Source organism: Paenibacillus albidus (assembly GCF_014644435.1).
GTDB classification, from domain to species: domain Bacteria; phylum Bacillota; class Bacilli; order Paenibacillales; family Paenibacillaceae; genus Paenibacillus_AQ; species Paenibacillus_AQ albidus.
Map to the genome: position 1 here is coordinate 1 of NZ_BMKR01000056.1, position 13,128 is coordinate 13,128.

At 45.5% G+C, this 13,128-nt stretch carries 13 protein-coding genes and 2 pseudogenes; 4 read left to right on the forward strand and 11 right to left on the reverse strand.

All coding sequences use genetic code 11. The features are described 5' to 3' along the window. Positions 1 to 63 precede the first annotated feature (63 nt). The 5 genes and pseudogenes from IEY53_RS32690 to IEY53_RS32710 form a co-directional block, all read right to left on the reverse strand. The gene (locus IEY53_RS32690; RefSeq protein ID WP_189032253.1) at positions 64 to 609 is read right to left on the reverse strand and encodes a hypothetical protein; all 546 of its coding nucleotides are present in this window, start codon (positions 607 to 609) and stop codon (positions 64 to 66) included. Between the two features lie 84 nt (positions 610 to 693). Then, a pseudogene (locus IEY53_RS36330) lies at positions 694 to 1,480 on the reverse strand (transposase). A gap of 449 nt (positions 1,481 to 1,929) precedes the next feature. Then, positions 1,930 to 2,190: a hypothetical protein gene (locus tag IEY53_RS32700; protein WP_189032305.1), complete on the reverse strand. Its 261-nt coding sequence runs from the start codon at positions 2,188 to 2,190 to the stop codon at positions 1,930 to 1,932. Between the two features lie 365 nt (positions 2,191 to 2,555). Then, complete coding sequence (locus tag IEY53_RS32705; protein WP_189032255.1) at positions 2,556 to 3,065, reverse strand: hypothetical protein; 510 nt, start codon at positions 3,063 to 3,065, stop codon at positions 2,556 to 2,558. Continuing rightward, positions 3,052 to 3,270 carry a hypothetical protein gene (locus IEY53_RS32710; RefSeq protein WP_189032257.1) on the reverse strand — a complete coding sequence of 73 codons (219 nt, stop codon included), beginning with the start codon at positions 3,268 to 3,270 and terminating at the stop codon, positions 3,052 to 3,054. Before IEY53_RS32710 ends, IEY53_RS32705 begins: the two co-directional genes overlap by 14 nt. A 185-nt stretch (positions 3,271 to 3,455) precedes the next feature. On the opposite strand from IEY53_RS32710, the gene IEY53_RS32715 reads away from it, so the two are divergent. Continuing rightward, a complete protein-coding gene (locus tag IEY53_RS32715; RefSeq protein ID WP_189032259.1) occupies positions 3,456 to 3,743 on the forward strand; it encodes a hypothetical protein in 288 nt (95 codons plus the stop codon). 258 nt (positions 3,744 to 4,001) lie between these two features. Here the strand turns inward: IEY53_RS32715 and IEY53_RS36335 are convergent. Together IEY53_RS36335 and IEY53_RS36225 are read right to left on the reverse strand one after the other, a co-directional pair. Continuing rightward, positions 4,002 to 4,187 (reverse strand): annotated as a pseudogene (locus tag IEY53_RS36335) (IS701 family transposase); the annotation flags it as partial. A gap of 112 nt (positions 4,188 to 4,299) precedes the next feature. After that, positions 4,300 to 4,548, reverse strand: a complete 249-nt coding sequence (locus IEY53_RS36225; RefSeq protein ID WP_373293976.1) for a WG repeat-containing protein — start codon at positions 4,546 to 4,548, stop codon at positions 4,300 to 4,302. 249 nt (positions 4,549 to 4,797) lie between these two features. On the opposite strand from IEY53_RS36225, the gene IEY53_RS32730 reads away from it, so the two are divergent. Beyond that, complete coding sequence (locus IEY53_RS32730; RefSeq protein WP_189032265.1) at positions 4,798 to 7,602, forward strand: S-layer homology domain-containing protein; 2,805 nt, start codon at positions 4,798 to 4,800, stop codon at positions 7,600 to 7,602. A 131-nt stretch (positions 7,603 to 7,733) separates the two neighbouring features. Here the strand turns inward: IEY53_RS32730 and IEY53_RS32735 are convergent, their stop codons facing one another. Further along, positions 7,734 to 7,940 carry a hypothetical protein gene (locus IEY53_RS32735; protein WP_189032267.1) on the reverse strand — a complete coding sequence of 69 codons (207 nt, stop codon included), beginning with the start codon at positions 7,938 to 7,940 and terminating at the stop codon, positions 7,734 to 7,736. A 340-nt stretch (positions 7,941 to 8,280) separates the two neighbouring features. Here IEY53_RS32735 and IEY53_RS32740 point away from each other — a divergent pair, with 340 nt between their 5' ends. Next, a complete protein-coding gene (locus IEY53_RS32740) occupies positions 8,281 to 10,197 on the forward strand; it encodes a serine hydrolase domain-containing protein (RefSeq protein ID WP_229696477.1) in 1,917 nt (638 codons plus the stop codon). An 82-nt stretch (positions 10,198 to 10,279) separates the two neighbouring features. Here IEY53_RS32740 and IEY53_RS32745 read toward each other — a convergent pair whose 3' ends face one another. Continuing rightward, the gene (locus IEY53_RS32745; RefSeq protein WP_189032269.1) at positions 10,280 to 10,825 is read right to left on the reverse strand and encodes a hypothetical protein; all 546 of its coding nucleotides are present in this window, start codon (positions 10,823 to 10,825) and stop codon (positions 10,280 to 10,282) included. A 422-nt stretch (positions 10,826 to 11,247) separates the two neighbouring features. Between IEY53_RS32745 and IEY53_RS32750 the strand changes: the two genes are divergently transcribed. After that, a complete protein-coding gene (locus IEY53_RS32750; RefSeq protein ID WP_189032270.1) occupies positions 11,248 to 11,526 on the forward strand; it encodes a hypothetical protein in 279 nt (92 codons plus the stop codon). Between the two features lie 31 nt (positions 11,527 to 11,557). Here the strand turns inward: IEY53_RS32750 and IEY53_RS32755 are convergent, their stop codons facing one another. Both IEY53_RS32755 and IEY53_RS32760 read right to left on the reverse strand, forming a co-directional pair. Then, a complete protein-coding gene (locus IEY53_RS32755; RefSeq protein ID WP_189032271.1) occupies positions 11,558 to 12,049 on the reverse strand; it encodes a GyrI-like domain-containing protein in 492 nt (163 codons plus the stop codon). Positions 12,050 to 12,127: 78 nt separating this feature from the next. Further along, positions 12,128 to 13,021, reverse strand: coding sequence for a LysR substrate-binding domain-containing protein (locus IEY53_RS32760; RefSeq protein WP_189032272.1), 894 nt, complete (start codon positions 13,019 to 13,021; stop codon positions 12,128 to 12,130). Positions 13,022 to 13,128: the final 107 nt, after the last annotated feature.

Below are 13,128 nucleotides of genomic sequence, written 5' to 3' on the forward strand. Positions count from 1 at the left end.
CCATTTGACTCTATACGGAGAGCTTAAAGGTAAAATTATTCGCGGTCAAGGTACTAGGTCACATTATAGTTCTTTTGGATTTTTGTAACACCAATTTCCATCATAAGGTCTGTTCGCTATCTTTTCTAAGTCATTTAACGTATAGAACCAATCATCTTCCATCCATACTTTCGTATTTGGATAGTTTTTTAGAACTTTAAATAGAACATCAAATAATAAGTCTTCATTGTCACAAAAACCATCTACTATTATTGCTTCAAAAAATTCTGTATCCCTTCCTGACCAATCAAAGGAAATATTTTGAAATTTATAAGGCTCATCATAAAAATCAATACATAATTGCCTTGATGAACTTTCAACAAATGGTAGATCACTTATATTTGATCTGACATGTTTTAATTGGTTGTTACCATTTGCCTTCTTAAAACTGACTCCATAAAATAAGTTTAACTCAATGCAAAAATCTTCTGTATACTGCAAAAGATCAGTTAATGGAATGTTACTACCAGTTTCGAATAAAACGAATGCAGAAATACCCATTATTTTATCACCGCCCCTAGTTCTTCTAAATGAGCATTTTGCATAATTAAACTTTCGATTCAAAGTCATAGTCTGGCTACAGTTAAATCTCCGCTTTTAACATCTGTATTATAAATGTGCAGACGGGCAGAATTTCGGGTGAAGCTAGAATTTTTAAGCGGCGTTTTGGACTCGTTGCTTCGAGATCGCAAGTGCAGAGGCAAGTAACATTATCGCTTTTAAATACAGGTGGGTCATTAGTTTTCCAATCCCCCAAACGTGGAGTTGGTCTGCGGTCAAATAGGTCTTCATTCGAGAATTACAACGTTCCACACTGGTTCGTTTATTATAAAGCTCCTTCCAGCCATGCCTAAAGGACAAACCACTTGACCTGTCGCATGCGGACAACGGAATTTCAAATGTGTCTTCTCTTGTCCCCAATACGTCCTGGGAAAGCCCATCGAACAGCAGGGCGTACCTTTGCGAGTGATCCCCGCTGGCGGTTCCTTTTCATTTCGGGGATTTAGCGGAATAATAGTTTGTGCCTTGACCTTCCTTGCCGCCTCATAGTTTTTCATTTGATCACAGCCCGCATCCAGCATGAAGAATTTCACTTTAGATTTCGCAGCGACAAGCGCCTTGAGCGCCATTGGAAGTTCACTCTGTGCATCGGCGACCAAATGTAGCTTATAACCAAACCACTTGGCTTTGTTGCCAAACGTATCAAACTTTGCCCCCAGTTGGCATTACCGATGAGTTCGCTTTTTAGCTTGGGTTCTTTTTTCTCGTAGGCGTGAATGGCTTGACGGCAATGTCCATCCGCTCCTCGGGGTGAGGGATTTCTCAATTTTCTCGCGTAAGGACGTAGGTCTAGTGCGCTAAAAAAGAGTGGAAATCATTCTTTGGATTCGATTTTTTGAAGTTCCTCAAAGGAAAACAGACTTTCTTGTAAAATAAACAAAGGGAACTTCCTCCTCTTGAGTGTTTAGGTTTGGCCACCAAAAAACTTCTCCAAGTTGGGGTGAAGTCCTTTTTTATACCCAAAATCCCTTTGTATAACAAGGGCTTAGATTAATGCAAAATGCTCAAGTATTAATTTAAAATCATTATCGATAATCACAAAATCATTGCTAACATTAACAAGTGAATCAGAATAACTCTCCTCTAATCTGCATTTGAGTTCATTCATTTGAGGTAATACTTGTACATATATATAAATCTCTGTGATTTTGTGGCTATCAGAATCAAGAAACATTGTAACATTAGTAATGTCGTTTTCCTTTCGATTCACCTGATTAACACTGTAGATAATCTTATTTTTGTCTTCAACTCTCTTTTTTTCAATGCCGAATAGGCTACCTAAATTGATGTAATTGGGATTCCCTTTTCTAAATATCGAGACTAGATCAACTAACAAACCATTGGGAGGCTTTTCAAAAAAATCTTATCGTTTACTTTAGCATACTCTTCTTCTCTATAAATTCGCATTATTTCAGGATTATTCCTAAATGAATTTTGAATGTCTGCAAAAATATCCTTTACATCGTTACATGGGACACTCCAACCGTTTGGTCCCCTTTTCATACTAATTATAATACCATTTGGAAGAGTCGCACGGATTTCTGCTGCATCAAACGCAATGGCCGTTTCAAAGTCTTGCCAACTAAACAATACACAGGCCAATCATGGTGGTATCTGACCATAATCAACCTGTTTTATGTAACGCTTTACGTTATTTAGGTTATAAATTATCAAGCATTACTGGGCGTACAAAATGAAATGACTAAATCATCTTTAAACGAGTATTACATGGGTTAGGTGTGTTATTGGTTGAATTCGTTCGGCAATGGGTGGGTCTTTTTGAACCGCTACTTTTTAACGGCAAATGAAAAAGAAACCTCAACACAAGCGGCTATCTCGCATGGTGACGTGATTGGTTTTGTTGTGGCTTCCTCTGTTGGAGTTGTATGAGGATTTACACAAAATTATTGACAACTCCACACATTTCCCTCAACAGACTCAACCAATATTCACATTTACTCACAAATAATAATAATCCTATATTCCCTATCTGTAATAATAAACTTGTCATTAAAACCAATGGATAAACCCTCATATTTTTCGTTAATCGTATCTTTAATTGTTAACATATCTAACCCTTCCCGAACATATAAAATTAGATCGTTAATATTTCGATTCATAGGATCAAGGTACATCTCAACTCTTATAATATCATTTAAATTTCTTTCAATATTGGTTATAATGTATACTACTTTCTCGATATCTCCCTCAACCTTTGTATCGTTACCGAACATTTCACCAAGTGATGAGTAGTTCGGTTGCCCCCCTCTAAATATTTCCACCAACCCTATAACTAACTCCTGAAATGAACTTTCTGTAAATTTTACTTTTAACAATTCCCAAGAGTTATCAACCATCCAACTCATATCATGGGGATCATTATCACTATCGTCCAAAATTCCAATAACTACAGGTTTTCTGTAAAGAAATTTCAAATTAATTCTTTCATCATTATTTATAAACACTAAACTCCCCTCCAATTCCCCCTGCCATTTTACTTATAGTATAACCTTCTTTAAATAATGCTTGAGCCATAGGGTCACTAGAAAGTTCTCTTTGTGTTTGTTTATAAATTTTCTCAACATCCAGCGGATTGATCGTCCATCCACCAGTTCCTCGCTTAATACTAAACGTTACCCCATTTGGAGTCACAGCCCTTATTTCTGCCATATCGAAATATACCGCTGTTTCTAGATCTGCAATAATCTACCTATCACATTACCCTCTTTATCAAAAAGTAGACCATGCTCAAATGGCTCATTTCTAATACCGTCTTCCAAATGTTTAACTGTAGAGGGTGCTTTATATGTTAAAATATGGTATACCAATTCAACTTTAACTGGAGGTTTTCTATAATGGCTTGGTTAATTGTGTTCATGATTATTGGATGTGCGTTCATTGCAGCATATATTTTATCCAAGGATAAATCTCCAAAACGAAAATATATCGTCTGGGGGAGCTTCACGATGCTCCCGATTTCCCCGCTAATCTCCTGGATTGTATCTATGCTGTATGCGGATTATGTGCATGACGGATTCGCAGGGATTGGATTATTGATGATCCTGACTCCACTATTATTCATAGTTGGGCTCGTACTCTTACTTATAGGACTCTTCAGAAAAGACAAGATCGGATCAGATTAATAAAGCTTTAGAGGCGTGTCTTCAAACTACTTTAGCCACAGTAAAAATAGAGGTCAGTGATAAAAAAGCCCCGAAAGTGCAGGAGAGATTGTCATAACGAGTGGCTAGTCTGCGATAATGTTCTTGCGTAATCCATCGCCAAAGGAGCAAAGTTCACCTTGTCCGATCATGCAAAATAAATGGGTCCAGGCTAGCAATGTCCATAGGCGAATAAAAGCTCTTGCCGAACGAATCAATCCGCCATCTTTTGCTGTAATACGTCGAGTGACACTCACTGTATTCCACCAGATCGACTACTTTGCCCCGGAAACCCTCCGAGTTGGCCGCTGTCATGTACGTCATGATATGATCCAGCACGGGTTTGGAATAATACAGGGGTAGTCGGTGTTGCAACAAATAATTGCGGAGCGTACCGTGATCCGGTTCGATTGCGATATGAGACATTGCGATCTCTCCTTCGTGTAAAAATGCGTTGTGGTGACTACTTTTTACCACAAGGAGAATGCTTTGTCTCTATTTATTATCTTGGTAATTTAATGGAAGCGAATTTGCTCATTTATAGCTCATAATAATGATTGGAGGCGTCGATAAAGCCGCGGACATCATTTTTATAAACCTCGGCTACTCCCGAATCGTCAAAAAAGGAGGCCGGACTGTACTCCGGTTCTATGATTACTTGACCCAAAGAGTTTAGGTAGCCATGAAGCTGGAACTTTTCCGACCAAAAGGGATATAATCCTGTTCCTTTCTCTGTAGAGGAGGGATTAGGAATATCGGCGCTGCTGCAGCGGTTAAAGCGGACAATAGCATAACAAGGAAAAGCGTTATTTTTTCATATTCTCACCTGTCATATAAAATGGTCATTGCTGAACCCAGTATAAGAAAGGCAGGCTGTCTGATCTACGGACTATAAGTCACATTTTAGAGGCGGAAAATTTGTTAAGTATTATAGACTTTTTTGAAATTTTATATAATAGCGTAGTATTTTTTCCGATAATACTATTTACACGACTATATAAGGAGGGGAATGTATCCGGAAATTAGGATATGCAACATGATATCAACACATATGAGGCCATTCATCATTGGTTTGCTGGTTGTAGTGCTGTTCTGCGCTCACAATGTGCCAGTTTCCGCAGACAGAGCATTTACCGACACCCAGCATTCCTACGCGGCTGAAGCCATTGACAGATTTTCAGCGCAAGGCATTATTACCGGCTATCAGGATGGAAGCTTTCAACCCTACCGCCCAATTTCAAGGCAAGAGTGGGCGAGTCTTTTTATTAAAACCGTGAACTGGTCTGCTGTCTACAGCGGAGGAGCATTGCCATTAACGGATGTGTCCGTGTGGGCGGTTCCGTATGTACATACCTTGTATGAGAGGAACATAATTGAAGACATCGGCGGAACGTTGCTTAACGCCAAAAGTGGAATGACCCGCGAGGAGATGGCGGTTGGTTATGCCAGATATTTTGGTGTTTCGGATGGGGTACAGCTTTCCGGTGTTCCTGGTTTTACAGATCGGCCCGATATTTCCGCACATGCCCTAACAAGCGTATGGCTGGTAGAGCAATTGGGATTAATGCAGGGAGATGAGCAGTATCGTTTTTGGCCCAAAGAGCCTGTCCAGCGGCAAGCCGCAGTTATGGTGGCTTTTCGGCTGTTGATGGGCGGGGACGATCTGCGGGAACGGGCGAGGCGGTTATTGGAGCCGCCAAGTCAATCTGGTAAAATGATAGCCCCCATTGGGCATCCCTTTTTAACTGCTCCGGAATTGGATAGAGCAGCGCCAGGAGTGGTTGGAGAGAACGAGGTGCCGGTGGCGGGCACACCTACGGCGACGGCTACACCAACGTCGCCGCCTGTAGTACCGGCGACGGCTACACCAACGTCGCCGCCTGTGGTACCTGCGACGGCTACACCAATGTCGCCGCCTGTAGTACCGGCGACGGCTACACCAACGTCGCCGCCTGTAGTACCGGCGACGGCTACACCAACGTCGCCGCCTGTAGTACCGGCGACGGCTACACCAACGTCGCCGCCTGTGGTACCGGCGACGGCTACACCAACGTCACCGCCTGTGGTACCGGCGACGGCTACACCAACGTCACCGCCTGTGGTACCGGCGACGCCAAGACCACCCGCACCGCCAGTGATCCCGGCGGGGCCAAGACCGCCCGCGCCGCCCGTTATTCCGGCCACGCCAACGCCAACCGCGCCGCCAGTGATTCCGGCGACGGCCATGCCGACCACACCGTCGGTGGATCACAGTGTGATTCATTCAGTTTATCTGGCGACGTATACAATAGATCAGGCGGCTGCACTGGACCCTTCGTCCTGGAGTATGCAGTTCACCTTCAAGGATGCGGGCGGCGAAGTGATATTGCCGGATGAGCTGCCGGGAGACCTGCAAATTCGGTGCCAGGACTCTTACGGGATATTTGATGGGGATGGACGCATCGTCAATCTGCACATGATCCCGGTTGTCGGTTCGGAAATTCCTCTGAAGCTAAGCGTGAATTCTCCATCCACCGGAGTGAATTTTAGATCTGAGGCCCGGTTAACTGTTGTGGCCGGACAACGGAAAGAGCAATATTTTGCAGTCTCCATTATGCTCCAGGGAAGTGGAACGGTTGCTCCGACGCTGGATGATATCAGGCAGGCACGCAGTATGCTTTCCAAAATTGATCCCAATCTCAACATCACCTGGGCGATGGACACCAATTTTGTTTTTGCGGAATCCAACCGTCCTGTGCTTCAGGAAATAGTGGAGAATGTAGACCGATACGGGGATGAGATTGGAATTGCATCAGGGTATCCCAACAATATATACAGTTTGAGCGAATGGGCAGACAACATGAACGACTGGCTGTATATGTATCGTTATAACGCGCTGAACCCTTTGCATGAAGGCGGAACGTCGGGGCAAGCTTCTGTTCTGAACAGCATTCCGCCCAAGTACCTTCCCAAATCCTTATCCAGTCAAGCCGTCAATCCCGAGCAGGTGGAATGGCTCCACACCCATTTTGGCATTACTTCCTATATGGGGTGGGCAGCGACACAATATAATGTCAACCATATGTACGGTGAGGGTTCGCCTCTGATGCCTTATTGGTCTAACCGGAACAGTCCACTCGTTCCCGCGCAGGGAATGGCCGATAACAGTGGCTCGGTGTTTATGAACTCCGTCACTGTTGATCCGATCGGTTCGCGTTATATTGACAAATCTTCACGCTGGACCATACATCCAGGTGATCCATATGTCACTGAATCTGACGCTGTGCCCCAGTTGCACACCGCTTTACAATATTTGAATAATCCGTACCAGAAGCTGAACACGGTGAATTATCTTTCCATCACATTAAATATGGACTGGACGATAAGAGATCCCAAAATGTCCAAGAGTTGGGCAGATTTTGTGGACCGTTTTCCGGCTGACAATGAGGTTCATATCGTAGGTGCGGATGAATTGGGAAAAATCTATCAGGCAGCTGCGGGATCAAGCAACCAGCATTCGGAGTTTTCACTTATGTTCAGGGGTTCGGGATATACAACCGTACTGGATAATAACAATTCACCGGCAAATCTGCGGTATCTATGGACGGAAAATGCATCACAGCGGATTATTCTCGCCAAAGAGGATGGAGATTCGGCATGGTCAATCATTGATTTTACCGACTATACCGTCACTCCCGTTCCAAAGACGCCTTATAATCTGGATTTGCTGACTGATGTAAGTTACGTGACAGGAAGGAATTTCAAAATAGCCCCGGCGGCTCCGTTGACAGCTGATGAAATCCGGCGGGTCAAAGAGCGATTACAAGAGATTTATTTTGCCGAAGCCGTCAAATATGAATAAAAAAATCTTCCAAATCCACGCTATATGGTGGAGATGGAAGATTTTTTTTGCTGGATACGGCAAGAGAGGAGGCGTTGTATTTCCTGACTAACGGATGTTTTACATAACTGGACAGTCACAAGTTCTCACGCTCAAGAAGCCAACGAATCGCCGTCAAAATCAGGTAAAGCCTGCCTGTAAGGCGTTCGCAGATAGCGGAAAAACAGAACCGGAACGCGACCTGAAAAACGCAAGACGATCAGTTGTAGCAGTCCCATCGCGATGCATTGATACATGACGAATCCTTCGATCGTCTGAAGAGTCCGCCTAATTCGACTCTGGTCTTGTTCGTCCGTCACCTCTTCGAACGGATAGGCATCTTCCTTTTTTAAAATTCCGGTTCAGCTTCGGCATTGACTTGCTCCATAAGCGGTATAGTAAGCAACGCCCCCTGACTGAGTGCCGGAGGAGCATTCCCGCATCCCCACACTTTCCCTGATCATCCAATACGTAGGAGACCGAGTCTCCGGCAATGACGCGCTTGATTCGCTTTCGCGTTGCCATTTCCATCTCCTCAGCATTGACTTTAAGCCTATACCCCTAACGATTTAAGAATCAATTAAGGATTGGACAAAGATTGGATAAGATTTGTTTGTGTATGATAGGGCTAACTTTACGGAAAGGAATAGGAATATGTCTATGAAAAAAAAACCAAGCCCCTTATGCGCACTCCTGTTATGTATCCTGCTTCTCCTCCCTGTCTCTGCTCCCGCAAGCGCGGAGGAAGTTAGCAGTGGCCAAACCCCTTCGGGTATTCCCTACACCCGGCTGGGGCAAGAGATAGATCAATATGTGAACGCTCATATCGGACAATCCAGTCCCGGGGCAGCCATTGTGGTGACTAAAGGGGATACCGTTCTCTTTTCCAAAGGTTACGGTTACGCCAATGTGGAGAAACAAATCCCTGTAAATCCCGCTACCACTGTGTTTAACTACGGATCAGTCAACAAACTGTTTGTCTGGACCTCCGTGATGCAATTGGTAGAAGAGGGCAAGATGAAGCTGGATCAAGAGGTGAAGACGTTTTTCCCGGAGGAATTTGCAGCGAAGCTCCGTTATGACAAGCCGATTACGATGCTCGATATTATGCACCATACGGCCGGTTTTGAGAATAGCCCCTTCATCCCTTTTACACAGTCGCTTGATGAACTGAATTCATTGGAGGAAACATTGTTATCTGCCCAACCTGAGCAAATCTATGAGCCCGGTAAAGTCATCTCGTACTCTAACTTCGCCGCCTCCCTGGCTGGGCTTGCTGTGGAGAAAGTAAGCGGATCGGCCTTTTCCGACTACGAAATGGACCATATCCTGCGTCCGCTAGGCATGAATCATACCTCTGGCCACCCATCGATGGCTGATCACCCGGATCTGCAGGCTGACCAAGCGGCCGGGTATGCGGTTGCTGAACAAGGGGGTTTTGAGGCCAGAGTGCCGCATTATATCCCCCTTTATCCCGCGGGAGCCATGAACGGAACGGCTGAAGACCTGGCTCAGTTCGCCATGGCGCTAACCTCCGATCACAGCCCGCTGTTCGCCAAGCAGGAGACACTGGAAACTATGCTGGCCCAGAGTTATCCTTTGCACAAAGATCTTTTGTCCAATGCACACGGATTCTGGGAATACAATGCCAAACCACGCGCAGTTGGACACAGTGGGAATACGAAGGGATTCTCAAGTGAGTTCGCGATTGTCCCTGAAGACAAGCTGGGGATTGTAGTATTGACCAACTCAGAAGTCGAGCAGGATATTACGTCCGGTGTGATTAATCTGTTGCTTAAGAATAAGTCACAGGAAACCGTGGCGGAAGGTGAGAACCTGTCGCCGTCCAGCGAGGTGGCCGGGCATTATGTCCTTTCAAGTAGTACTTTTTCCACTATCCATGAGGTTATAGCTTACTTGGGATTAATTAAAGTGGAAGCGAAGGGCGAATACGGCCTGACCTTGAACGTAATGGGGATGTCCGGAGAGTATAAACAAACCAGCCCCGACGTCTACAAGCTGTATAAAACCGATTTCCCCCGCATAAAGAAGTTGGCACCGGTCTTGTATGCGGAGAAAATAGACGGAAACATCACACGATTAAGTAAAGGAAAAGCAACCGATGTGCTGCCGCTTAGCCCTGACCGTTCTGTCCCGGTATTGATTGGTTGTCTGAGTCTTGCCGCGGTGGCTATTGGATTTTTTCTGCTAACCCCGTTTGTGCTGCTCATCCGCTGGCTTCTGCGGAGAAAAAAAGGACTCTCTTCTTTGGGCGCAGCACACCGTTTGTTTGCAGCAGTCACCCTATGCGGAACCGCCCTGTCTCTTAACGTCATAGTTCTGCTGTTGAATGTCATCGGCAATGAATATGTGACTGCCCGTCAATTGAACTCCGGAATCATCCTGAACTGGATACTGGCTGGACTGGCCGGCCTGCTGCTCGTACTTTTTATCCTCAAAAACAGACAGCTTCAGCAGCCCAAGGGTCAAAAAGTATTTCGGATCGCCGTGTCAGCGCTCCTTGTCAGTTTTATTTTTTTGATGGCCAATTGGAACTTCTTTCATCTCATGCAATAGTAATGTCCGCTATACCAAAAGACGGAACGGCCAAAGGACTATCCCTGGTCGGTCCGCCTGTATATTTCTTTGATTCGTGATCTTACTCTTCTGTGTTCAAAAGATTAATGAGTTCCACCAGATCTCCCGCCGAAGCTGCGGCGAAGCTGTGTTCCGTACTATTTTGCGTGAGCTCCTGGAGTACATCCTTGATGGCTATTAATTTCACACCTTCATCCTTGATGCATTCCAACTCATGTGCATCCTTCACTTTGCCATGAACGAACCAATATTGCCAGTCGGCGCTGCCCGCCACGGAATCGCGCAGCTTCTGCTTTTTATCCGACGTGTATTTCAATTCAACCCAGGCCTTCACACTGTCCTTGATGCTTTCGGAGTTTCTGGCCTTGGCGCTTGTCTTCGACTTCACGCCCAGCTTCTCCATTTGGGATTTCGTCAATTTGCTGATATACGCCACAGGCCTTACACTGACCTGCACCTCACAATGAATATACTCCCAGCCTTCTTCCCCGTTGCTTTTGACCGCCAGAAAGTCGATCTCGTTCAGCTTCTCCCTAATGCCCCGGATGGTAAAATACCCATTTTTGTTCAGCCATTCTTCTACCAGAGTCTCCGCCTGAAGCGCCATGATCTTATCCCCCTTATAAGCTTGTAAAAAGCCGCGTTGCTTTATAGAGTATATTCGAGGCCCTTTTCCAAAATCCTCCACGCATTCCTATTATGCAGAGTAACCGATCTTGAGGTTATCACCATCTGATGTCCGCCCGTAACTCCAAGAAATATTTGGGCTTCCAGCCGCTCATGTCGTAAGAATTTCTGATTACTACCGCTTTTCACAGTTGAAATCCGGAGACAAAGGCGGACGCTTCCGCTCCTACAGTTCCAAAATTCCTCTCCGTTACTCTATCTCACATGTTATTTTCACAAAATCGATTTATATAAATACAATTTAATAACAAAGTGACATCACTTCACTATCACTGTGGACGTATATGTCCCAGGAACACAGTGTTAGAATAAAATTATCACTTTAATTAGGGGAGAATACCAATGGACAGCTTGGATCAGGCGTTGAAGCAATTCATTTCAATTCGCATGGAGTATACCGCCAGTTCGCTCCTGTATCACTCTAATGAATACAAACAATTAATTGAAGAATGTAATCAGCGGTTCACGGATCTTGAGGCCTACCTCCCGTTAGCGGGTAAGCAGCTGCTACAAGATTATGATACCAACAGTATGCTGCTGCAGGGCATAGCCGAGACCTTAATGTACAAGCAAGGATTGAAAGACGGTCTTCGGTTGCATCAGATGCTAGAGAATGAATAGGTTGATGTGATCCAATTTTGGAGTCACCTTGTTAACGTTCTATCGGCAGCGAATATCGCGCAAACCCCTCCATGTTGTAGCGGTAACGGTCACAGATGGTATAGACCCGTTTTTGGACCCCAACCGTTAAGCCATTGGCAGCGATAAAGTCGTCAATCACCCGGCCCGCTCCATCATAATCCCCATCCTTACTGGCGGCTGCAACACAGCTGTGCGGTGGAAGGACGATCCGGGTAAACCATTCTGGAACTCCATTAAATGTAGAAACTTCGACACAGAGGATATACACATGGGTTTCGGGGTTATTCTGCTCAGTGCTCTGCGGCCAGACGCCATATTGTACAGAGGCATCCACAATCTGCGGCATGTGAGCGGCGAGTCCAAGCAAGCTGTCCTTCGCCTGGCGGTATTTGCTCCCTATATCATTCAGCCCGATACACGGAATTCCGATCAATTGCAATTCTCCATGTTCCACAATCTCAGCCTTCAATTCCTGCAGCATCGAACCGTTCGCCATAGTCATCTTCCCCCCTTGGATAATTATTACAGGTAGATTATAAGTGAACGTACGTTCCCGGGTCAATCTTCAAATCTATTAATTCTATGCGTCAAAGCTCTTTTCAAGCAGCTGCCAAAACATCCGCAGCGCCGGGCTGACCAGCTTGTTGCGGTGCCGGACGGCGTAAATATATCGCTCCGGCACCCAGTTCGGGATCGGCCGGGATTTCAACTTACCCTCGGCCAAGTCGCTTTGAATAGAAGCTTCAGCGATCATGCCGTAGCCCATACGGTAACGGACGGCGGCTTTCAGCGCTTCCGATCCGGACACCTCGAGCGATACCTCTAGCTTGATGCCATTGCCTTCCGCCCAACGGTCGATCAGCTTGCGGCTAATCGAACCTTCTTCATGGGAGACAAAAGGATACATGGCCAGCAGCCCGGGTGTGATCTCGTCCATCTGCGCCAGCGGATGTTCAGGATCGAAGATCAGCACCAGTTCGTCCCTGACGAGCGGGTGAACGATCAGGTCAGGATCATCGACATGGGTCTGAGAGATGATGCCCAGATCCAGCTCGTATTGTTTGATTTTCTCCATAATAAAAGACGCAGGCCGTACATCAAGCAGGATCGCCAGTTTGGGGTAATTTCGTTTGAGCTGCTCCAGCAAAGCCGGCAGCATATAAGTCGCCGGAGTATGCGTGCTGCCGATCGAAAGCTTGCCCGCTCCCGTCCCGCGGTGCTCATCCATCAGCGATTCCGCCTCCAGAGACAAAGCGCTGATCTGCGAAGCGTAATGATATAAGGCCCGTCCCGCTTCTGTCAGCTTGATGACATGATAGGACTTCGTATGAAATAAAGAAACCCCCAGCTCTTCCTGCAGCTTATTCAGGTGAAAGGTAACCGTTGGCTGCGTAACCTCCAGCTTTTGCGCCACCAGATAGAGCTTCTGCAATTCCACGGCCAGTACAAAGACCTTGAGCTGCTGCAAGTTCAATGTGATCTCTCTCCCTTTTTCAAAAATAGATAATATTAATCTTATCATAAATATCATAGATTTTATTTCATTTCACTTTAACGCAGCGATGATTTAAAGATGAATTT